Here is a 21960-nt window from a genome sequence, read left to right as displayed (position 1 = left end):
GCGAACCGTGCACGATCGACCGACGACCCAGGCAGGTGGGCGGCGATGAGTTCACTGCTGCTTCTGACGAATGCCCTTCAACCGTCGACGGAGGTGCTCCCCGCCCTCGGCCTCCTGCTGCACAGCGTGCGGGTCGCCCCCGCCGAGGGACCCGCGCTCGTCGACACCCCGGGTGCCGACGTCATTCTCATCGACGGCCGCCGCGACCTCCCCCAGGTGCGCTCGCTGTGCCAGCTGCTGCGCTCCACCGGACCCGGCTGTCCGCTGATCCTGGTCGTGACCGAGGGCGGCCTCGCGGCCGTCACCGCCGACTGGGGCATCGACGACGTCCTGCTGGACACCGCGGGCCCCGCCGAGGTCGAGGCCCGGCTGCGGCTGGCCACCGGCCGCCAGCAGATCACCGCCGACGACTCCCCCATGGAGATCCGCAACGGCGACCTGTCTGTGGACGAGGCGACGTACAGCGCGAAGCTGAAGGGCCGGGTCCTGGACCTGACCTTCAAGGAATTCGAACTGCTCAAGTACCTCGCGCAGCACCCCGGCCGGGTCTTCACCCGCGCCCAGCTGCTGCAGGAGGTCTGGGGCTACGACTACTTCGGCGGTACGCGGACGGTCGACGTCCACGTACGGCGGCTGCGCGCCAAGCTCGGCCCCGAGCACGAGTCGCTGATCGGGACCGTCCGCAACGTCGGCTACCGCTTCGTCACCCCCGAGAAGGTGGAGCGGGCGGCCGAGGAGGCCAAGGCGAAGGCGGCGCCGAGGGCCGTCGAGGAGGCGGTCACCCGTTCGGAGCAGTCCGCGGAGGCCGAGATCGCGGAAGAAGCCCCGGTACGACCTGCCGAGCGGTAGGTCGATCCGCGTAGACTGCCGCGCGTGGCCAAGGTGACGCGGGACGATGTGGCGAGACTGGCGGGGACCTCGACAGCGGTCGTCAGCTACGTCATCAACAACGGACCCAGGCCGGTCGCCCCGGCCACGCGCGAGCGGGTGCTGGCCGCGATCAAGGAGCTGGGCTACCGGCCCGACCGGGTCGCCCAGGCCATGGCCTCGCGGCGGACCGACCTCATAGGCATGATCGTGCCGGACGCCCGCCAGCCCTTCTTCGCGGAAATGGCGCACGCGGTCGAACAGGCCGCCGCCGAGCGCGGGAAGATGGTGCTCGTCGGCAACTCCGACTACCGCGACGAGCGCGAGGTCCACTACCTGCGCGCCTTCCTCGGCATGCGGGTCTCGGGGCTGATCCTGGTCAGCCAGGGCCCCAGTGAGCGGGCGGCCGCCGAGATCGAGGCCTGGGACGCCCGCGTCGTCCTGCTGCACGAGCGGCCCGAGGCGATCGACGACGTCGCGGTCGTCACGGACGACATCGGCGGCGCGCAGCTGGCCACCCGCCACCTCCTGGAGCACGGCAACGCCTATGTGGCGTGCCTCGGCGGCACGGAGTCGACCCCGGTGGTCGGTGACCCGGTCGCCGACCACATCGAGGGCTGGCGCCGGGCGATGCACGAGGCGGGACGGTCGACGGAGGGCCGGCTCTTCCACGCCCCGTACAACCGCTACGACGCCTACCAGGTCGCCCTGAAGCTGCTGGCCGGGCCGGACAGGCCTCCGGCGATCTTCTGCTCCACCGACGACCAGGCCATCGGGGTGCTGCGGGCCGCGCGCGAGCTGCGGATCGACGTGCCCCAGGAGCTCGCGGTCGCGGGCTTCGACGACGTGAAGGAAGCGGGCCTCACCGATCCGCCGCTGACGACGGTCTTCTCGGACCGTCCGGCGATGGCACGGGCGGCCGTGGATCTGGTCCTCGACGACTCGCTGCGGGTCTCGGGGTCGCGGCGCGAGCGTCTGAAGCAGTTCCCGTCCGCGCTGGTGGTGCGGCGTTCGTGCGGCTGCGGGGCACCCGGCACCGCGCGGTAGCCCGAGGCCCTTATATGGGGCATACGTGGTTCTGTCGGGCTTCTCAGGGCCCCCTCAGGTCCTTCTCATGTTCGCCGGACACCCTCGTGGACATGACCGACAGCCATCGCCCGAGCGGCGAGTACCCGATGTACCCCTCGTACGGCAACGGCGAGAAGGCCTACCCGCCGCCGCCGGCGTACGAACCCGCACAGCAGGGTGCCGCAGGGGCCGGCGCCCCCGCCTGGCTCGCACCGGAACCGGCACCGGCACCGGAACGCCGGGCCAAGCGGCCCGTCGCCCTGCTGGCCGCCGTGGCGATCGCCGCGGCGGCGATCGGCGGCGGCACCGCCACCCTCCTCGGCGAGCTCACCGACGGCGGCTCGACCGCCACCGGCTCCGGCAGCGTCGTCAGGGGCACCACGGTCTCGCAGAGCAGCGCGGGCACCGTCTCCGGTGTGGCGGCGGCCGTCGCCCCGGCGATCGTGGAGATCAGCGCGCGGTCCTCGGCGGGTGACGCGACCGGTTCCGGCGTGGTCATCACCTCGGACGGCGAGATCGTCACCAACAACCACGTGATCTCGGGGGCCTCGCAGATCGAGGTGGCCCTGAGCACCGGCAGGACGTACACCGCCGAGGTCGTCGGCACCGACGCCGACAAGGACCTGGCGCTCATCAAGCTCCAGGACGCGAGCGGGCTGAAGACGGCCTCCCTCGGCGACTCCTCCGCCGTCGAGGTCGGGGACCAGGTGGTGGCGATCGGCTCTCCCGAGGGCCTCACCGGCACCGTCACCAGCGGGATCGTCTCGGCGCTGGACCGCGATGTCACGGTCGCCAAGGACGACGACAGCTCCGGCCAGGGGCAGCAGCAACAGGGTTACGGGAGCTGGCCGTTCGAGTTCGGCGGACAGCGGTTCAACGGCGACACGGGCACGTCGAAGACCACGTACAAGGCCATCCAGACCGACGCCTCGCTCAACCCCGGCAACTCCGGCGGCGCGCTCATCAACATGGACGGCGAGATCATCGGTATCAACTCCGCCATGTACTCGCCCAGTTCGCCCAGCGCCTCCGGCAGCTCCGCGGCGGGCAGCGTGGGCCTCGGCTTCGCCATCCCGGTCGACACCGTCAAGGCCGACCTGGACACCCTGCGCGCCGGCAACGGCTCCTGACGAGGAGGTCCCGAATGAACCCCGGCACCGGCACCGCGGCCACCGGCCCGTCCGGCCTGGCCCTCCCGCTCGCCCTGGCCGCCGAACTGGCCGGCCGCACCACCCACGCGGCCGGCGCCCGGCCCCTGGAGGTCCGCACCGCCGCCACCGGCCGCGAGCGCCGTGCCGCGCGACGCCGCGCGAGGGCCGTGCGAGGCTGAGGGCACAACAGCACACAGCACCCGCCGTACGAAGGAAGAGGACGAAGCGATGAGCCCCGCCGAGGACGGTCAGCGCGTTCTGATCGTCGACGACGAGCCCGCCGTACGCGAGGCGCTGCAGCGCAGCCTCGCCTTCGAGGGCTACGGCACCGAGGTGGCCGTGGACGGCTACGACGCCCTCGCCAAGGCGGAGTCGTACGCCCCCGAGCTGATCGTCCTGGACATCCAGATGCCCCGCATGGACGGCCTCACCGCCGCCCGCCGCATCCGGTCCACCGGCTCCACCACACCCATCCTGATGCTCACCGCCCGCGACACCGTCGGCGACCGGGTCACCGGCCTCGACGCGGGCGCCGACGACTACCTGGTCAAGCCCTTCGAGCTGGACGAGCTCTTCGCCCGCATCCGCGCCCTGCTGCGTCGCAGCTCGTACGCGGTCGCGGCGGGCGGGGCCGTACCCGACGACGTGCTGTCCTTCGCCGACCTCCGCATGGACCTGAACACCCGCGAGGTCACCCGCGGCGCGCGCCGGGTCGAGCTGACCCGCACGGAGTTCACCCTCCTGGAGATGTTCCTGGCCCACCCACGGCAGGTGCTGACCCGTGAGCAGATCCTCAAGGCCGTCTGGGGCTTCGACTTCGAGCCCAGCTCCAACTCCCTGGACGTGTACGTGATGTACCTGCGCCGCAAGACGGAGGCGGGCGGCGAGTCGCGGCTCGTCCACACGGTGCGGGGCGTCGGGTACGCGCTGCGTTCCGGGGGCGGTGACGGGTGACGGGTCCGGTCGGCCGGCTGCGCGCCCTGCCGCTGCGGTCACGGCTCGCACTGCTGGTCGCCACGGCGGTCGCGGTGGCGGTGGCCGCGGTGGCCACGGCGTGCTGGTTCGTGACGCGGGAACAGCTGGACAGTCAGTTGGACAGCTCGCTGCTCAACTCACCGGAAGTCGACAAATCACTGGTCACGGAACTACTGGCCAGTTGCCGGGGGGCCGGCCGCGGCCCCCAGCACCCGCCGGGTTCGTACACCCTGCAGATCATCGACGCGGCAGGCACGGTCTGCGAGAGCCCCGGCTCCACCCGCATCTCGCCCACGGACGAGGACCTGGCCGTGGCCGCCGGCAAGCGGCGGGACGTGCTGCACTCGGGCACCGACGCCGACGGCCAGGAGATGAGGATCTACACCTACGGCCTGGAGCTCCGCCCCTCGGGCGAGGTCTACGCCGTGTCCGTGGCGCGCCCCGAGAAGGAGGTCACCGGCCCGCTCTCCACCCTCGCCTGGGTCCTGCTCCTCGTCTCCGGAATCGGTGTCGTCGGGGCGGGTGCCGCGGGCCTGTGGGTCGCCCGTACCGGCCTGCGACCCGTCGACGACCTGGCGGACGCCGTCGAACACGTGGCCGAGACCGAAGACCTCACCGTCCGGATCCCGGTCGAGGGCGAGGACGAGATCGCCCGCCTCTCCCGCTCCTTCAACTCGATGACCAGTTCGCTGGCCACCTCGCGCGACCGCCAGTCCCAGCTCATCGCGGACGCCGGACACGAGCTGCGCACGCCGCTGACCTCGCTCCGCACGAACATCGAGCTGCTCGCCCGCAGCGACCAGACGGGCCGGGCCATCCCGCCCGACGACCGCAAGGCCCTGATGACCTCGGTGAAGGCCCAGATGACCGAGCTCGCCGCCCTCATCGGCGACCTCCAGGAGCTCTCCCGCCCCGATGCCGCCCAGCCGGGCCCGCTCCAGGTCGTCGCCCTGCACGACATCACCCGTACCGCTCTGCGGCGCGCCCGGCTGCGCGGCCCCGAGCTGACCATCACCGCCGAGCTGGCCCCCTGGTACGTACGCGCCGAGCCGGCCGCGCTGGAGCGGGCCGTCGTCAACGTCCTGGACAACGCGGTGAAGTTCAGCCCGTCCGGCGGCACGATCGAGGTCGTCCTGCACCGCGGCGAGCTGACGGTCCGGGACCACGGCCCCGGCATCCCGGCCGAGGAACTCCCGCACGTCTTCGAACGCTTCTGGCGCTCCCCCGGCGCCCGTCAGCTCCCCGGTTCCGGCCTCGGCCTCTCCATCGTGGCCCGCACGGTCCAGCAGGCGGGCGGCGCGATCGCCCTGCGCCCCGCGCCCGGGGGCGACGGGACCGTGGCGTCGATCCGCCTGCCGGGCGCACCGCAGCCGCCGCCGGAGCTGTGAGCGGGCCTCAGCCCGCCGGGTTGTGCCGGATCAGCGACTCGACGAGGCCGGACCGGGTCGCCGGGTAGTCCAGCGGGACGATGCCGAGGCCGGTCCAGCCCGACGCCGCCCCGTCGAGGAACGAGTGCACCTGCGGGTTGAGCCGGTCGGAGTTCCAGCGCGGCGGCATCAGGGCGGCGGTGCTCACGTAGTTCATGAACAGCTTGCCGGGCTGCTGCGCGGCCTTGCGGAAATGCGCCTCGATCTTCGGGTACTTGCCGAACGGCTCGGCCATGTAGTCGTCCTGGATGTCGAAGAGCCCGGGGTCCGCGTACCGGACCCCGGGCAGACCGCCGTTGTCGGCCAGCACCACGACCTTGCCCCGTGCCGCGCCGAGGTCCGGGAGCGCGGAGTCGAGGCGGAGCAGCGGGCGCCAGCCCTTGCCGTCGAGGTAGAGGTCGAAGATCCGGCGGAACGCGGCGTCGCTCTCCTGCGAGTACTCCTGCTTGACCCGCATCAGCACCGTCTCCGACGGCCGGCGGGCCAGGAAGTCCCGGCAGGCTCCCAGCACATCGTCGAAATTCAGGTTCTGGTACGACGCTCCGTGGTGGATGGCGAACGCGTCGCCGCTGATGCGGCAGCGCACGTCGAGGAAGCGGATACCGCTCTGGAGCTGCTCGGCGACCGTGGTGTTCTGGCATTCCGTCCAGGGGCCGCCGAAGCGCGCCCCCGAGTTGTGCGTTCCCGGGATCGTGAGGCGCTGCAGCGGGGTGGCGTCGGCGATGCCACCCATCCAGTCCTGGGTGCCGAAGGCGCGGTCCGTGGCCGCGGCGGCGGGCGTCCCGCCGAGGAGGACTCCGGCGGTGGCGGCGAGGGCGCCGGTGAGGAAGGTCCGGCGACCGGCGGTGTACGGGCTCATGCGGGAGTGGCCTCCGTCGCTGTGGGGGGGAGGCTCGAATTATGTCGGGTACACCTCAATACCGGAACAGGGCCGTGGCCGCACGACGGGAGCGGGGCGGCAGGCCACCCGGCCTGCCGCCCCGCTCCCGTCGTGCCCGCCGCCGGTTACCGGATGACCGTGATCCGGTCCGTGGCCGGCGGGGCCAGCGGCGCGGAGGCCGTGGAGTGCGCCGCCAGGTAGGCGTTGAACAGGTCCAGGTCGGACGCGCCGACCAGCTTGTTCGTGCCCTGGCCGAGGGCCGCGAAGCCGTCGCCGCCGCCCGCGAGGAACTCGTTCATCGCGACGCGGTACGTCTTCGCCGGGTCGATCGCCTCACCGTTCAGCAGGATCGAGCCGACGACCACACGGTCCGCGCCCGCCTTCGTGAGGTCGAGCGTGTAGGTGAGGCCCTTCGACACCTGGAGGATCTTCGGGCTGGCCTCGTTGGAACCGCTGACCTGCTGCTGGAGCGCGGCTACGAGCTGCGCACCGGTCAGGTCGACGACGTTCATCATGTTGGTGAACGGCTGGACGGTGAACGCCTCGCCGTACGTCACCACTCCGTCGCCCTCGCCGGCGGAGGCCGCGTACACGAGGTCGGAGCGGATTCCGCCCGGGTTCATGAACGCGACGACCGCGCCACCCTTGTCCGCCGGGGCCAGGCCCTCCAGCTGGGCGTCGGCGATCAGGTTGCCGAGCGGCTTCTCGGGGGCCGTGGAGCCGCGGCCGTTGATGTCGGCGGAGATGAAGCCCTGCGGACGGTTCGCGATCGGGGCGGCGAGCGTGTTCCAGCGGGCGATCAGGGCCGTCATGTCCGTCGCCTTGGCCTGGTCGCGGCTGACGACGTGGTTCGCCGAGGACACCGACGTACGGACGATGTCGTTGGTGCGACGGTCGTAGGTGAGGGTCGTGTCCGTGTAGACCTTGCCGAACGACGAGGCCGAGGTGACCATGCGCGGCTTGCCGGACGGGTCAGGGACCGTGCACACGTACGCCTGGTGGGTGTGGCCCGTGACCAGGGCGTCCACCTTCGGCGTGATGCCCTTGGCGATGTCGACGATCGGCCCGGAGATTCCGTCACCGGCACCCGGGCTGTCGCAGTCGTAGTTGTACGCGGTGGAGGCCGGGGCCCCGCCCTCGTGGATCAGGGCCACGATGGACTTGACGCCCTGGCGGTCCAGCTCCTTGGCGTACTTGTTGACCGTCTCGATCTCGTCGTGGAACTTCAGGCCCTTGACGCCGTTGGCCGTGACGATGTTCGGGGTGCCCTCCAGGGTCACCCCGATGAAGCCGATCCTGACGCCGTTCTTCTTCCACACCGTGTAGGGCTTGAGGATCGGCTTACCGGTCTTCTCCGCCGTCACATTGGCCGCGAGGTACGGGAAGTCCGCGCCCTCGAACTCCTCGCCCTTCTCGTAACAGCCCTCGACCGGGTGGCAGCCGCCGTTCTGCAGACGGCCCAGCTCGGTGGCGCCCTCGTCGAACTCGTGGTTGCCGACGGCCGTGACGTCGAGGTCGAGCCCGTTGAGCGCCTCGATGGTGGGCTCGTCGTGGAAGAGCCCCGACAGCAGCGGGCTCGCGCCCACCATGTCGCCGCCGGCCGCGGTGACGGAGTACGGGTTGCCCTTGCGTGCCGTGCGCAGCGAGGTCGCCAGGTACTCGACGCCACCGGCCGGAATCGACTTCACCGTGCCGTCGGCCTGCTTCTCGCTCACCGAACCCGCGGAACCGGCCGGCGGCTCCAGGTTGCCGTGCAGGTCGTTGAAGGAGAGGAGCTGCACGTCGACGGTGCGGGACCGGTGGCCGGGGCCCCGGTCGTGGGCGCCGGCCGGCAGCGCGGCAACGAGCGCGCCGACAGTGGCCAGCCCGGCTGCGGCGGCGAGCACCCGCCGGGACGCACGGTTCTTCTGCGGAGTCGCTGACATCGGTCCCCTTGTGAATTCAGCGGGAGGTCTGGGAAAAGTGACAGGTCCGGAGCCTGCTGCCGCAGCCTAGGGTCAACGCGCGTAGCGCGACAGGGTGTCAGGGTTACGAGCTGGTTGCTTCCGTACCGGAAAGCGGCAGATCCACCCACATCGCACACGCGCGCACCGGCACGCCCGGGAAGTGGCGTGAGATCCCCGCCGGTCACACCCCCGGGCGCGGCGCCTCCCCACGCCGACGGCCACGACGGTCGCGACGCGTGGAACGCCCCACCCCGCCCCCGTACGCTCGTCCCATGACGACTGACGTACCCCTCCCCTCCCCCGGCCGTGCGATCGAGACCCTCGACGCGCTCACCCCCGAGCAGGCCGACGCCGTCCTCGCCCTCCTCGGCGAGGCCGCCGGGACCGACGGCAGGCAGGCGGTCGCCGAACAGGGGCGGCTCCAGCTGCGGGGCGGGCACCGCGAGGGCGTCCGGCACTTCCTGCTCACCGCCGACGGCGTGCTGGCCGGCTACGCGCAGCTGGAGGACACCGACCCCGTCGAGGCCCCCGCCGCCGAGCTCGTCGTACACCCGTCCCACCGCGGCCGCGGGCACGGCCGGGCCCTGGGTGCCGCGCTCCTCGCCGCGACCGGGAAGCGGCTGCGGGTCTGGGCACACGGCGGCAAGTCGGCGGCCCGGCACCTCGCCCAGGTCCTCGGCCTCTCCCTCTTCCGCGAACTGCGCCAGCTCCGACGCCCGCTGGACTCGCTCGACATCGCCGAGCCGGTCCTGCCCCCGGGTGTCACCGTCCGCACCTTCGTGCCCGGGCAGGACGACGCAGCCTGGCTCGCGGTCAACAGCGCCGCCTTCGCCCACCACCCCGAGCAGGGCTCCCTCACCCAGCGGGACCTGGACGACCGCAAGGCCGAGCCGTGGTTCGACCCGAAGGGCTTCTTCCTCGCCGAGCGCGACGGCGCGATCATCGGCTTCCACTGGACGAAGGTGCACGCCGAGGAGGAGCTCGGCGAGGTGTACGTCGTCGGCGTCCTGCCCGAGGCCCAGGGCGGCGGCCTCGGCAAGGCCCTCACCGCGATCGGGCTGCGCCATCTGGCCGCCGGGGGCCTGCCGGCCGCGATGCTCTACGTGGACGCCGACAACCCGGTGGCCGTGTCGGTGTACGAGCGGATGGGCTTCGCCACGCACGAGGTCGACCTGATGTACCGCACGGAGTCCTGACTGCGGATCAGCACCGCTGGGGGCGGCGTCACTTGACACCGCCCCTTCTTTGCACCACCCTTTCACTACTTAACTAGTGAAAGGGTGGTGCACATGGCAGAGTCCGCAGCTGTCGAGTTCCGCATCGACCGGCGCAGCGGCGTCGCCACCTACCTCCAGATCGTGCAGCAGACCAAGCAGGCGCTCCGCCTGGGAGTGCTGGAGCCGGGCGACCGGCTGCCCACGGCCCGCGAGGTCGTCGAGGCCACGGCCATCAATCCCAACACCGTGCTCAAGGCCTACCGCGAACTGGAGCGCGAAGGCCTCGTCGAGGCCCGCCGCGGCCTCGGCACCTTCGTCCGCCGCACCCTCGGCAGCGCGGCCGTCGCCACCGACGCGCCCCTGCGCGCCGAACTCGCCGAGTGGACCCGCAGGGCACGCGCGGCCGGACTGGACAAGGACGACGTGAGCGCGCTCTTCACCGCCGTACTGGACAGCACATTCAAGGGGGACAAGGAGTCATGACAGGCGCCGCGATCGAGGCGAACGGCCTCGGTATGACGTACGGGCGAAAGCACGAGTGGGCCTTGCGGGACTGCTCGTTCCGGCTGCCCGCCGGACGGATCTGCGCCCTCGTCGGGCCCAACGGAGCCGGGAAGTCCACCCTGCTCCTGCTCGCCGCGGGCCTGCTCCGGCCCACGGAGGGCTCGGTGCGCGTGCTCGGCACCGGCCCCGGCGAGGCGCGGTCCCGCATCGCGTACGTCTCCCAGGACAAGCCGCTGTACCCGCAGCTCACCGTGGCCGACACCCTGTGGGCCGGCCAGGAGCTCAACCCCGCCACCTGGGACCGCGCGGCCGCGGACCGGGTCGCCGGACCGCTCCCGCAGGACGCGAAGGTCCGCACGCTCTCCGGCGGGCAGCGCACCCGGCTCGCCCTCGCGCTCGGCCTTGGCAAGCGGCCCGCACTGATGCTGCTGGACGAGCCGATGGCCGACCTCGACCCACTCGCCCGGCACCAGCTGATGGGCATCCTGATGGCCGAGGCGGCCGAGCACGCCACCACCATCGTGATGTCCTCGCACATCCTCACCGAGCTGGAGGGCTCCTGCGACTACCTCCTGCTCGTCGACGGCGGCCGGGTCCGGCTCGGCGGCGAGAGCGAGGACATCGTCGCCGCCCACGCCGTGGTCACCGGCCAGGCCCGCGACCTCGGCCCGCACACCGTCGTCGAGTCCCGCACGACGGGGCGTCAGCTCACCGCACTCGTACGGAAGGAAGGCCCGGTGGACCTCGCCGCCTGGGACGTGACGGAGCCTTCGCTGGAGGAGCTCCTGCTGGCCCACCTCCGGTCACCGGACGCCCCGGCCCTGCTCACACCCAGCGCACAGGGCGCATCGAGCCGGGGGGCCTCCGCATGAGCACGCTCGCCTCCCTGCGCGGCCCCGTCCGCGTCCTGCTGCGCCAACACCGCACGGCCCTGTGGGCGGCACTCGCGCTACTGCTCGCAGGCATCGGTTCCGTGGTCGCCATGCGCGTCTGGATCGCCGTACGCAGCTCCAAGGAGCTGTGCGCCGACGGTGACATGACCCCGTGCGGCGGCGACACCTACCTGCCCACCTACGCCAGGACGTCCACCGAGACGTTCCTGTCCGAGGGCGGGACCGCCATGGTGCTGCTCGCCGCACTCGTCGGTGTCTTCGTAGCCGGCCCGCTGATCGCACGCGAACTGGACAGCGGCACGTTCAGGTTCGCCTGGGCCCAGTCCGTCTCTCCCACCCGCTGGCTCGTGGCGCGCCTAACCCTCCCCCTGGTGCTGGCGACCGCCGGATTCGTCATTCTGATGCCGGTGTACCGCTGGGGCCGGGCGTTCGCGTCCGACCACCCCCACGCGCACGGCCTCCAGCGGTACGCGGAGGGCGTGTATCCGGGCCTCGGGCCCGTGCTGCTCGGGTACACCGTGCTCGCGGTGGCGCTCGGGGCACTCTGCGCCGTTCTCCTGCGTCGCACCCTCCTCGCGGCATCGGCAACCGCCCTCCTGTTCGGACTGGTGTTCGCCACCATGACCAAGGTGCGATATCGCCTCTGGCAGCCCGTGCGGCTCACCGGCGACAACGGTCCCGATGGTGCCAGCTGGTATCTGCGGTCCGGCATGCTCACGTCTTCCGGCAAGGAAGTGGGATGGGAGGACTGCTACACGGTGGACGGGTTCATCGACCATGTCGCCTGTATGCGCCACCGTGGCGGTGTCACGCAGTTCGTCGACTTCCACCCCGCCTCGCACTTCTGGCCCATCCAGCTCGTAGAGACGGGCATCCTGCTCGTCCTCGCCGCCCTGGCCCTCGCGCTCGCCTTCCGGGTGCTGCGCCGCCGCCACGGCTGACCGCCACCCCTGTCCGGGCTCCGGGGGGAGCCCGGACAGGGTGGGGCGTACGGTGGAAAGGGACGTCGCCGCAGCCACACCGCTTCCTGCACGTCATGTCGTCGTTACCGGCCATTCAGACACGCTTGCGACCCTCACGGGATGCAGCCAGCTGTGCCCACCCCCCGCAACGGGAGAAACCCCGGCAGAGACCCGGGTTCGCTGCCCGCTCCCGCTTCTTCCGCGATCTTTAACCGCTCCGACGCGCCTCAGAAGCCGAACGCGCGGAACAATGGGTCCATGAGCCAGCAGCCCAGCTCCGAGGTCCCGGTCCAGCCCGCCCAGCCGTCGGTGGGCTCCCTCGCCGCGCACCGGCCCCACGCCGTCGCCGGCGGGGTGCCCGCAGGCCTCTCCACTGCCGCCGACCTGGACCCCGATCTGGACAACGACGCCGACGCGTACGAGCCGGAGCCGGACGGCGACGAACTGCCGCAGGGCCGGTTCCTCGACCGGGAGCGCAGTTGGCTCGCGTTCAACGAACGGGTGCTGGAACTGGCCGAGGACCCCACCACCCCGCTCCTCGAACGGGCTAACTTCCTCGCCATCTTCGCCTCGAACCTGGACGAGTTCTTCATGGTCCGGGTGGCCGGCCTCAAACGCCGTATCGCCACCGGCGTCGCCACCCGCTCCGCGTCCGGCCTCCAGCCCCGTGAGGTCCTCGACGTGATCTGGACCCGCTCGCGCGAACTCATGGCCCGGCACGCCGCCTGCTACCAGCAGGACATCGCGCCGGCGCTGTCCGACGAGGGCATCCAGCTGATCCGCTGGCCCGAGCTGACCGAGAAGGAACAGGCACGCCTGTTCACCTTCTTCCGGCAGCGGGTCTTCCCCGTCCTGACCCCGCTGGCCGTCGACCCCGCGCATCCCTTCCCGTACATCTCCGGCCTCTCGCTCAACCTCGCCGTCGTCGTACGCAACCCGGTCAGCGGCCACCGCCACTTCGCCCGGGTCAAGGTGCCGCCGCTGCTCACCCGCTTCCTGGAGGCGTCCCCGCAGCGCTACGTCCCGATAGAGGACATCATCGCGGCCCACCTCGAAGAGCTCTTCCCGGGCATGGAGGTCCTCGCCCACCACATGTTCCGCGTCACCAGGAACGAGGACCTGGAGGTCGAGGAGGACGACACCGAGAACCTGCTCCAGGCCCTGGAGAAGGAGCTCATGCGGCGCCGCTTCGGCCCGCCGGTCCGCCTGGAGGTCGAGGAGTCCATCGACCCGTACGTGCTGGACCTGCTCGTGCGCGAACTGAACATCTCCGAGACCGAGCTCTACCCGCTCCCGGGCCCGCTCGACCTCACCGGACTGTTCGGCATAGCGTCCCTGGACCGGCCCGAGCTGAAGTACCCCAAGTTCATCGCGGGCACCCACCGCGATCTGGCCGAGGTCGAATCCGCCTCCGCGCCCGACATCTTCGCCGCCCTGCGCGAACGCGACGTGCTGCTGCACCACCCGTACGACTCGTTCTCCACCTCCGTACAGGCCTTCCTGGAACAGGCGGCGGGCGACCCGGACGTCCTCGCGATCAAGCAGACCCTGTACCGGACCTCGGGCGACTCCCCGATAGTGGACGCCCTGATCGACGCCGCCGAATCCGGCAAGCAGGTCCTCGTCCTCGTCGAGATCAAGGCACGCTTCGACGAGCAGGCCAACATCAAGTGGGCCCGCAAGCTGGAGGAGGCCGGCTGCCACGTCGTCTACGGCCTCGTCGGCCTCAAGACCCACTGCAAGCTGTCGCTCGTCGTCCGCCAGGAGGGCGACACCCTGCGCCGCTACTCGCACGTCGGCACCGGCAACTACCACCCCAAGACGGCCCGGCTGTACGAGGACCTCGGCCTGCTGACCGCCGACCCGCAGGTCGGCGCGGACCTCTCCGACCTCTTCAACCGGCTCTCCGGCTATTCGCGCCGCGAGACCTACCGCCGACTGCTGGTCGCCCCCAAGTCCCTGCGCGACGGTCTGATCGCCCGCATCAACAAGGAGATCACCCACCACCGCGCGGGCCGCCCCGCCTATGTCCGCATCAAGGTCAACTCGATGGTCGACGAAGCGATCATCGACGCCTGCTACCGGGCCGGGCAGGCCGGTGTGCCGATCGACATCTGGGTACGCGGGATCTGCGCGATCCGCCCCGGCGTCAGCGGACTCTCCGAGAACGTCCGGGTCCGCTCGGTGCTGGGACGCTTCCTCGAACACTCCCGGGTCTTCGCCTTCGGCAACGGCGGCGAGCCCGAAGTGTGGTTCGGCAGCGCCGACATGATGCACCGCAACCTCGACCGGCGGATCGAAGCACTGGTCCGCGTCACCGACCCCGCCCATCGCGCCGCCCTCAGCAGGCTCCTGGAAACAGGCATGTCCGACACCACCTCCTCCTGGCACCTGGGTCCCGACGGGAACTGGACCCGGCACGCCACGGACGCGGACGGCCAGCCGCTGCGGCACGTGCAAGAGATGCTCATCGAAGCCCGGAGGCGCCGGCGTGCGACGCCCTGACCACCAGACGACCACGCTCTCCGCGGAAGCGGTCCTCGCGCCCTACCTGCGCGACCAGGCCGCCGACTTCCTGCGCAGCCTGCGTCTGCACCGCGAGCACAGCACCCCGACGGACGCCGGCACCCAGCGGGCCGAGGAGGCGGCCGGCGCACTGCGGCACGCGGCGCGCCGGATCAGCGGCACGCTGCACACCTTCCGGGCCGCGCTCGAACCCGGCTGGGCCGACCAGCTCCGTACGGAACTGGCCTGGCTCTCCGGCACCCTGGCCCGCGAACACGCGTACGCCACCCGGCTGGGGCGCCTGCTGGAAGCCCTGCACCACCTCTCCGGCGCCCCGCTGCCCGCCGCCCGGACCGCCGCCGCACCCGCCGTCCCTGCCGCTGGGGCGTCCGGTGACAAGGAGCGGGCGGCCCTCGGTGTCGGCGCCGCCCGTGCCGGGGCACTGCTCGAACGCCAACTGACCCTCGCCCGGACCCGCGCCCACTCCGCCGCGCTCCAGGCGCTCGGCTCCTCCCGCTTCCACGCGGTCGCCGACGCCGTGGCCCTGCTCGCCTCCGAGGTTCCGCTGGCGCCGACGGCCACCGACCAGGCCGCCGAGGTGCTGCACGCCCCGGCCGACCTGGCCGAGCAGCGGATGCTGGCCGCGGTGGCCGCGCTGCCGCCCGACGAGGCGCTGGAGCCGTACAACGAGGCCCAGGACGCCCTGTGGCACCAGGCCCGCCTGCTGCTGCGGCTGCACCGGTACGCGTACGAGGTGGTCCGCGGCGCCCCGGATCCGGTCCTGGCCGGTGCGGGGCGCGCGCTCGACCTGCACCGGGACGCGGCCGAAGCCGCCGGCGCGGCAGCCGCCGCGGCGCGCACCCCGAGGATCGCCCCGGCGACGGCTTACGCCCTGGGGGTGCTCCACGCCGACCAGCGGCACGAGGTGGAGGCCGCGCGCAGCGTCTTCCGGGAGTCCTGGCCGTACGCCACGGCCGTGACCGCACCATGAGCGACCCCGTACGGGCGGCGGGCTGCGTGCTGTGGCGCCGCTCCCGGCACCTCGGAGACATCGAGATCTGCCTGGTCCACCGGCCGCGCTACGACGACTGGTCCTTCCCCAAGGGCAAGCTGAAGCGGGGCGAGACTGCGCTGGAGGGTGCGCTGCGCGAGGTCCTGGAGGAGACCGGCCACCACTGCGCCCCGGGCGCGGTTCTCCCCACCGCCCGCTACCTCGTGAACGGCCGGTCCAAAGAGGTCAGCTACTGGGCCGCAGAGGCGACGGACGGCGTGTTCGTCCCCAACGACGAGGTCGACCGGCTGGCCTGGCTGTCCCCGCCGGTCGCCCGGGCCCGCCTGACCCGCCCCGGCGACCGCTGCCAGCTGGACGCGTTCCTGGAATCGGACCCTTCCGGTGCCTGAGGCAAAGCCCCGCACCCGCCGGAACCAGCCCGCCCAGCACGGTTCACCTTCCGTTCACTCTGCCCCGTAGGCGGCTTCACCTCTTCTGCCTAATTTCGGACGTACACGGTGCACGGCGCCAAGCCACCGCACCATTCCTCATCGCACGCCGCCTCGCACCACCAGCCGCGGCGGCTCCTGGAAGGAACACCCCGAAAGTGAAGCTTCAGCGCAAGAACCGGCTTCGTGCCACCGCGCTCGGTGCCCTCGCCGTCTCCGGCGCCCTGGTCCTCACGGCGTGCGGTTCGGACGACAACACCGGCGCCGACGCCGACGGCGGAAAGACGAGCGCGGCCGCGTCGAACATCAAGTGTGACGGCGCCGAGGGCCAGCTGCTCGCCTCCGGGTCCAGTGCGCAGAAGAACGCCATGGACCTGTGGATCAAGAACTACATGGCCGCCTGCTCCGGCGTGGAGATCAACTACAAGTCCTCCTCCTCCGGTGAGGGCATCATCGCCTTCAACCAGGGCACCGTCGGCTTCGCCGGCTCCGACTCGGCGCTGAAGCCCGAAGAGGTCGCCGACTCGAAGAAGATCTGCAAGAGCGGCCAGGGCATCAACCTCCCGATGGTCGGCGGCCCCATCGCGGTCGGCTTCCACCTCGAAGGTGTGGACAGCCTGACGCTGGACGCCTCCACGCTCGCCAAGATCTTCGACAACAAGATCAAGAAGTGGAACGACCCGGCGATCGCCGCGCTCAACGACGGCGCGAAGCTCCCGGACAAGGCCATCCAGGCCTTCCACCGCTCCGAGGACTCCGGCACCACCCAGAACCTGGGCAAGTACCTCGGCGCCGCGGCCCCGAAGGACTGGAAGTACGAGGCCGAGAAGAAGTGGCCGGCCCCCGGTGGTCAGGCCGCGTCCGGCTCCTCCGGTGTCGCCGCCCAGGTGAAGCAGGTCGACGGCTCCATCGGTTACTTCGAGCTGTCCTACGCCTCCTCGCAGGCCATCACCACCGTCGACATCAACACCGGTGGCGCCGCCCCGGTCAAGGCCACCTCGGAGAACGCCTCCAAGGCCATCGCCGCGGCCAAGGTCGCGGGCACCGGCAAGGACCTGGCTCTGGAGCTCGACTACACCACCAAGGCCGAGGGCGCCTACCCGCTCGTCCTGGTGACGTACGAGGTCGTCTGCGACGCCGGCAACAAGGCCGACTCCCTCGGCACGGTCAAGTCCTTCCTGACCTACACCTCCTCCGAGGAGGGTCAGAAGGTCCTCAGCGACGCCGGCTACGCGCCGATCCCCGCGGAGATCAACTCCAAGGTCCGCGAGACGGTCGCCGGCCTCTCGTAACCCGCACCACGCACACGCACAAGGCGGGCCGGTCCGGCGCACCCCTCCGGACCGGCCCTGCCACCGTCCCCATCCGGTGCACCGCCGCCAGGGGAGCCCGGCGCTCCCCCACACAGACCGGAAAGATCATGGCTTCCACCACACCCGTAGACATCCCACCGGCACCGCCGGCCCAACGACAGCGCCCCAAGTCGGCCGGGCGCGCAGGTGACAAGGTCTTCCTCGGCCTCTCACGCGGCTCGGGCATCCTGCTGCTCGTGATCATGGCGTCGATCGCCGTGTTCCTCAGCTACCGCGCCGCGCTCGCCCTCTCGGACAACGAGGGCAACTTCTTCACCACGTTCGACTGGAACCCGGCGGGCGACCCGCCGGTCTTCGGCATCGCGGTCCTGCTCTTCGGCACCGTCGTCAGCTCGATCATCGCGATGGCCATCGCGGTTCCGATCGCTGTCGGCATCGCCCTCTTCATCTCGCACTACGCGCCGCGCCGGCTCGCCTCGCCCCTCGCGTACGTCGTCGACCTGCTGGCCGCGGTACCGAGCATCATCTACGGCATCTGGGGCGCGCTCGTCCTCGTGCCGTACCTGGAGGGCCTGAACCTCTGGCTCGACCAGTTCTTCGGCTGGACGTACCTCTTCGAGAAGACCGAGGTCGGCGTCGCCCGCTCGCTCTTCACCGTCGGCATCCTGCTCGCGATCATGATCCTGCCGATCGTGACGAGCGTCAGCCGCGAGGTCTTCCTCCAGGTCCCGAAGATGAACGAGGAAGCCGCACTGGCCCTCGGCGCCACCCGGTGGGAGGTCATCCGCCTCTCGGTCCTGCCGTTCGGCCGTTCCGGCGTGATCTCCGCGTCGATGCTGGGCCTGGGCCGCGCGCTCGGCGAGACGATGGCCGTCGCCACGGTCCTGTCGCCGAGCTTCCTCATCTCGTTCCACGTGCTCAACCCGGGCGGCGGCACCTTCGCCCAGAACATCGCCGCGAAGTTCGACGAGGCCGACCAGTTCGGGCGTGACGCCCTGATCGCGTCCGGCCTCGTCCTCTTCGTGCTCACCCTGCTGGTCAACGGCGCGGCCCGGCTCATCATCGCCCGCCGCAAGGAGTACTCGGGGGCCAACGCATGAGCCACGCACCCACCACCGTGCAGGACCGGCCGACGCCCACTCCGGCCGCCCGCACCACGAGCCTCAGCAGCCGGGCGCTGCCCCGCTGGGCCCCGCTCGGCTTCGCCGCCGCGGCGATCGCGCTCGGCGTCGGCCTGGGCCTGGTCGCCGGCTGGCACAGCCGCATCCAGTGGGGTCTGCTCTCGGCCCTGTTCTTCGTGGCCATCTCCTACGTGGTCACCACGGTCGTCGAGAACCAGCGCCAGGCCAAGGACCGCCTCGCCACCAGCATCGTCTGGGTGTGCTTCGTCCTCGCCGTCGTGCCGCTCGCCTCGCTGACCTGGACGACGCTGAGCCGCGGCGCGCAGGTCGTCGACGGCTACTTCCTGACGCACTCCATGGCCGGTGTGCTCGGCACGGAGCCGGGCGGCGGTGTCTACCACGCGCTGATCGGCACCCTGGAGCAGGTCGGGATCGCCACGGTGATCTCCGCCCCGCTCGGCCTGCTGACGGCCGTCTACCTGGTGGAGTACGGCAAGGGCGCGCTCGCCAGGGCCGTCACCTTCTTCGTCGACGTGATGACGGGCATCCCGTCCATCGTGGCCGGTCTCTTCATCCTGTCGATCATGCTGATGGCCGAACTGAAGCCGTCCGGCCTGATGGGCTCGCTGGCCCTGACGATCCTGATGATGCCGGTCGTGGTCCGCTCCACCGAGGAGATGCTCAAGCTCGTACCGAACGAGCTCCGCGAGGCCTCCCTCGCGCTCGGCATCCCGAAGTGGCGCACCATCCTGAAGGTGGTCCTCCCGACCGCGATCGGCGGCATCACGACGGGCGTCATGCTCGCCATCGCCCGTATCGCCGGCGAGACCGCGCCGATCATGCTGCTGGTCTTCGGCAGCCAGCTGATCAACTCCAACCCCTTCGAAGGCGCCCAGTCGTCGCTCCCCTTCTACATCTGGGAGCAGTACAAGATCGGCAGCGAGGCGTCGTACGACCGCGCCTGGGGAGCTGCCCTGGTCCTGATCGCCTTCGTCATGATCCTCAATCTGGTGGCCCGCGGTATCGCCCGCTGGAAGGCCCCGAAGACCGGCCGCTGAGGCCACGCAGAAAGCAGTGATTCACATGGCCAAGCGCATCGACGTCGGCGGCCTCACCGCCTACTACGGCTCCCACAAGGCCATCGAGGACATCTCGATGACCGTCGAACCCCGCTCCGTGACCGCCTTCATCGGCCCCTCCGGCTGCGGCAAGTCCACGTTCCTGCGCACCCTGAACCGCATGCACGAGGTCACCCCCGGCGGCCGGGTCGAGGGCAAGGTGCTGCTGGACGACGAGAACCTGTACGGCTCCGGTGTCGACCCCGTCACCGTGCGCCGCACGGTCGGCATGGTCTTCCAGCGGCCCAACCCGTTCCCGACCATGTCGATCTTCGACAACGTCGCGGCCGGCCTGCGGCTGAACGGCTCGTACCGCAAGAACCAGCTGTCCGACGTCGTCGAGAAGTCCCTCAGGGGCGCCAACCTCTGGAACGAGGTCAAGGACCGCCTGAACAAGCCCGGCTCCGGCCTCTCCGGCGGCCAGCAGCAGCGTCTGTGCATCGCCCGCGCGATCGCGGTCGAGCCGGAGGTGCTGCTGATGGACGAGCCGTGCTCGGCACTCGACCCGATCTCGACCCTCGCGATCGAGGACCTGATCGGCGAGCTGAAGGAGCGCTTCACGATCGTCATCGTGACGCACAACATGCAGCAGGCGGCGCGCGTCTCGGACCGCACGGCCTTCTTCAACCTCTCGGCGGTGGGCAAGCCCGGCCGGCTGATCGAGATCGACGAGACGGAGCGGATCTTCTCCAACCCGTCGGTACAGGCGACCGAGGACTACATCTCGGGCCGCTTCGGATAACCACAGACGGCCTTGGGGTGCTGCATGGCGGTGCCACCGCAAGGCAAAGGGTCCGCCCCCGCTCTCGGCAGAGAGCAGGGGCGGACCCATTTCCGTACGAGGTGACCGGGCCCGGCGGCGGGCCGGGCGGCTCACCCGAAGAGCAGCACCACGAGACCGTAGCTCAGCGCGGCGACCAGCGCCGCGGCCGGCATCGTGATGAACCACCCCAGGATGATGTTCTTGGCCACGCCCCAGCGCACCGCGTTCACCCGCTTCGTGGCACCCACACCCATGATCGCCGAGGTGATCACATGAGTCGTGGAGATCGGAGCGTGGAACAGGAACGCCGAGCCGAACATGATCGACGCCCCGGTCGTCTCGGCCGCGAAGCCCTGCGGCGGGTCGAGCTCGATGATCTTGCGGCCGAGGGTGCGCATGATGCGCCAGCCACCGGCGTACGTGCCCAGGGACAGCATCGTCGCGCAGGCGACCTTCACCCAGATCGGGATCTCGTCGTTCGGACCCTCGACATCGGCGATGACCAGCGCCATCACCACGATGCCCATCGTCTTCTGGGCGTCCTGCAGACCGTGCCCGAGCGCCATGCCCGCCGCCGAGACCGTCTGCGCGATGCGGAATCCGCGCTTGGCCTTGTGCGGGTTGGTTTTCCGGAATATCCACATGATCCCGACCATCACCAGATAGCCGACGACCAGGCCGATGACCGGGGAGAGGAACATCGGGATGACGATCTTCGACAGCACCCCGTCCCAGTGCACCATCGTCCCGCCGGCCAGCGCGGCACCGACCATCCCGCCGAACAGGGCGTGCGAGGACGAGGACGGCAGGCCGTAGTACCAGGTGACGAGGTTCCAGATGATCGCGCCGACCAGCGCCGCGAAGAGGATGCCCATCCCCTTCTGGCCCTCGGGCGTGGCGATCAGCCCTTCACTGACGGTCTTGGCGACCCCCTGGCCCAGGAAGGCGCCCGCGAGGTTCATCACCGCGGCCATCGCCAGAGCCGCACGCGGGGTCAGCGCCCGGGTGGAGACCGAGGTGGCGATGGCGTTCGCCGAGTCGTGGAAGCCGTTCGTATACGTGAAGCCGAGCGCGACACCGATGGTCACGATCAGCGCAAAGGTGTCCACGAGGTTCAGGACTCCTTGACCGCGATGGTCTCCACGGTGTTGGCGACGTGCTCGAACGCGTCGGCCGCCTCTTCCAGCACGTCCACGATCTGCTTGAGCTTCAGCACGTCCATGGCGTCGTACTTGCCGTTGAAGAGGTGCGCCAGCAGCTTGCGGTGGATCTGGTCGGCCTGGTTCTCCAGGCGGTTGACCTCGATCCAGTACTCGGTGAGGTTGTCCATGGTCCGCAGTCCCGGCATGGCCTCGGCGGTCAGTTCCGCCGCCCGGGCCAGCACCTCGATCTGCTGCTCGACACCCTTGGGCAGCTCGTCGATCTGGTACAGCACGACCAGGTCGACGGCCTCCTCCATGAAGTCCATGATGTCGTCGAGCGACGACGCGAGGTTGTAGATGTCCTCGCGGTCGAACGGCGTGATGAAGGAGGAGTTCAGCTGGTGGAAGATCGCGTGGGTGGCGTCGTCCCCCGCGTGCTCCGCTGCCCGCATACGCTCCGCGATCTCGACTCGGGAGGCAGAGTCCGCCCCGAGCAGTTCCATCAGGAGTTTCGAGCCAGTGACGATGTTGTCCGCGGATGCGGAAAACATGTCGTAGAAGCTCGTCTCCCTGGGGGTCAGACGAAAGCGCACGTGGGGTCCTCGGGATGCTTTGGATTCGGTCAGGCTGATGCTAGGCGCATCATCCGGCCACGGCTAACCGGCGTT

Annotated in this window: 21 protein-coding genes; 17 read left to right on the top strand and 4 right to left on the bottom strand. The window is 70.8% G+C overall.

All coding sequences use genetic code 11. The annotated features are described in order from the left end of the window. Positions 1-45 precede the first annotated feature (45 nt). The 6 genes from AB0F38_RS28625 (at position 46) to AB0F38_RS28600 (ending at position 5449) form a co-directional block, all read left to right on the top strand. Positions 46-849: a response regulator transcription factor gene (locus tag AB0F38_RS28625; protein ID WP_361899355.1), complete on the top strand. Its 804-nt coding sequence runs from the start codon at positions 46-48 to the stop codon at positions 847-849. A 24-nt stretch (positions 850-873) separates the two neighbouring features. After that, on the top strand, positions 874-1914 hold the full coding sequence (locus AB0F38_RS28620) for a LacI family DNA-binding transcriptional regulator (protein ID WP_361899352.1): 1041 nt from the start codon (positions 874-876) through the stop codon (positions 1912-1914). A 92-nt stretch (positions 1915-2006) separates the two neighbouring features. After that, complete coding sequence (locus AB0F38_RS28615) at positions 2007-3065, top strand: trypsin-like peptidase domain-containing protein (RefSeq protein WP_361899349.1); 1059 nt, start codon at positions 2007-2009, stop codon at positions 3063-3065. A gap of 14 nt (positions 3066-3079) precedes the next feature. Beyond that, a complete protein-coding gene (locus AB0F38_RS28610) occupies positions 3080-3265 on the top strand; it encodes a hypothetical protein (RefSeq protein ID WP_361899346.1) in 186 nt (61 codons plus the stop codon). A gap of 49 nt (positions 3266-3314) precedes the next feature. Next, entirely contained in the window at positions 3315-4040 is a 726-nt protein-coding gene (locus AB0F38_RS28605) for a response regulator transcription factor (protein WP_361899343.1), read from the top strand. Continuing rightward, the gene (locus AB0F38_RS28600) at positions 4037-5449 is read left to right on the top strand and encodes a HAMP domain-containing sensor histidine kinase (protein ID WP_361899340.1); all 1413 of its coding nucleotides are present in this window, start codon (positions 4037-4039) and stop codon (positions 5447-5449) included. The genes AB0F38_RS28605 and AB0F38_RS28600 overlap by 4 nt, the downstream gene beginning before the upstream one ends. 7 nt (positions 5450-5456) lie before the next feature. Here the strand turns inward: AB0F38_RS28600 and AB0F38_RS28595 are convergent, their stop codons facing one another. Both AB0F38_RS28595 and AB0F38_RS28590 read right to left on the bottom strand, forming a co-directional pair. Further along, positions 5457-6347, bottom strand: a complete 891-nt coding sequence (locus tag AB0F38_RS28595; RefSeq protein ID WP_361899338.1) for a phosphatidylinositol-specific phospholipase C — start codon at positions 6345-6347, stop codon at positions 5457-5459. A gap of 146 nt (positions 6348-6493) precedes the next feature. Further along, entirely contained in the window at positions 6494-8293 is a 1800-nt protein-coding gene (locus AB0F38_RS28590) for a bifunctional metallophosphatase/5'-nucleotidase (RefSeq protein ID WP_361899335.1), read from the bottom strand. A gap of 293 nt (positions 8294-8586) precedes the next feature. Between AB0F38_RS28590 and mshD the strand changes: the two genes are divergently transcribed. The 11 genes from mshD (at position 8587) to pstB (ending at position 20129) form a co-directional block, all read left to right on the top strand. Next, positions 8587-9510: a mycothiol synthase gene (gene mshD / locus AB0F38_RS28585; protein WP_361899332.1), complete on the top strand. Its 924-nt coding sequence runs from the start codon at positions 8587-8589 to the stop codon at positions 9508-9510. Between the two features lie 93 nt (positions 9511-9603). Next, a complete protein-coding gene (locus AB0F38_RS28580; protein WP_361899329.1) occupies positions 9604-10014 on the top strand; it encodes a GntR family transcriptional regulator in 411 nt (136 codons plus the stop codon). After that, positions 10011-10907 carry an ABC transporter ATP-binding protein gene (locus AB0F38_RS28575; protein WP_361899326.1) on the top strand — a complete coding sequence of 299 codons (897 nt, stop codon included), beginning with the start codon at positions 10011-10013 and terminating at the stop codon, positions 10905-10907. The genes AB0F38_RS28580 and AB0F38_RS28575 overlap by 4 nt, the downstream gene beginning before the upstream one ends. Further along, the gene (locus AB0F38_RS28570; protein WP_361899323.1) at positions 10904-11869 is read left to right on the top strand and encodes an ABC transporter permease; all 966 of its coding nucleotides are present in this window, start codon (positions 10904-10906) and stop codon (positions 11867-11869) included. The genes AB0F38_RS28575 and AB0F38_RS28570 overlap by 4 nt, the downstream gene beginning before the upstream one ends. A 279-nt stretch (positions 11870-12148) precedes the next feature. Next, positions 12149-14395, top strand: a complete 2247-nt coding sequence (locus AB0F38_RS28565) for an RNA degradosome polyphosphate kinase (protein ID WP_361899320.1) — start codon at positions 12149-12151, stop codon at positions 14393-14395. Beyond that, entirely contained in the window at positions 14382-15386 is a 1005-nt protein-coding gene (locus AB0F38_RS28560; protein WP_361899317.1) for a CHAD domain-containing protein, read from the top strand. The genes AB0F38_RS28565 and AB0F38_RS28560 overlap by 14 nt, the downstream gene beginning before the upstream one ends. Further along, complete coding sequence (locus AB0F38_RS28555; protein WP_361899314.1) at positions 15383-15796, top strand: NUDIX hydrolase; 414 nt, start codon at positions 15383-15385, stop codon at positions 15794-15796. The genes AB0F38_RS28560 and AB0F38_RS28555 overlap by 4 nt, the downstream gene beginning before the upstream one ends. Positions 15797-15993: 197 nt before the next feature. Further along, positions 15994-17127, top strand: a complete 1134-nt coding sequence (pstS, locus tag AB0F38_RS28550; protein WP_361899311.1) for a phosphate ABC transporter substrate-binding protein PstS — start codon at positions 15994-15996, stop codon at positions 17125-17127. Positions 17128-17255: 128 nt separating this feature from the next. After that, on the top strand, positions 17256-18248 hold the full coding sequence (gene pstC, locus AB0F38_RS28545; protein ID WP_361899308.1) for a phosphate ABC transporter permease subunit PstC: 993 nt from the start codon (positions 17256-17258) through the stop codon (positions 18246-18248). Continuing rightward, a complete protein-coding gene (gene pstA, locus AB0F38_RS28540; RefSeq protein WP_361899305.1) occupies positions 18245-19327 on the top strand; it encodes a phosphate ABC transporter permease PstA in 1083 nt (360 codons plus the stop codon). Before pstC ends, pstA begins: the two co-directional genes overlap by 4 nt. Positions 19328-19352: 25 nt before the next feature. Then, a complete protein-coding gene (gene pstB / locus AB0F38_RS28535) occupies positions 19353-20129 on the top strand; it encodes a phosphate ABC transporter ATP-binding protein PstB (protein ID WP_361899302.1) in 777 nt (258 codons plus the stop codon). A gap of 131 nt (positions 20130-20260) precedes the next feature. Here the strand turns inward: pstB and AB0F38_RS28530 are convergent, their stop codons facing one another. After that, entirely contained in the window at positions 20261-21259 is a 999-nt protein-coding gene (locus AB0F38_RS28530) for an inorganic phosphate transporter (RefSeq protein ID WP_361899299.1), read from the bottom strand. A gap of 5 nt (positions 21260-21264) precedes the next feature. Continuing rightward, positions 21265-21885, bottom strand: coding sequence for a DUF47 family protein (locus AB0F38_RS28525; RefSeq protein WP_361899296.1), 621 nt, complete (start codon positions 21883-21885; stop codon positions 21265-21267). Between the last annotated feature and the right edge of the window lie 75 nt (positions 21886-21960).

It is taken from the genome of Streptomyces sp. NPDC025273 (assembly GCF_040638585.1).
Classification (GTDB): Bacteria; Actinomycetota; Actinomycetes; order Streptomycetales; family Streptomycetaceae; genus Streptomyces; species Streptomyces cinereorectus.
Note: the sequence above shows the minus strand (reverse complement) of the source record. Positions and strands in the feature narration are given on the sequence as shown.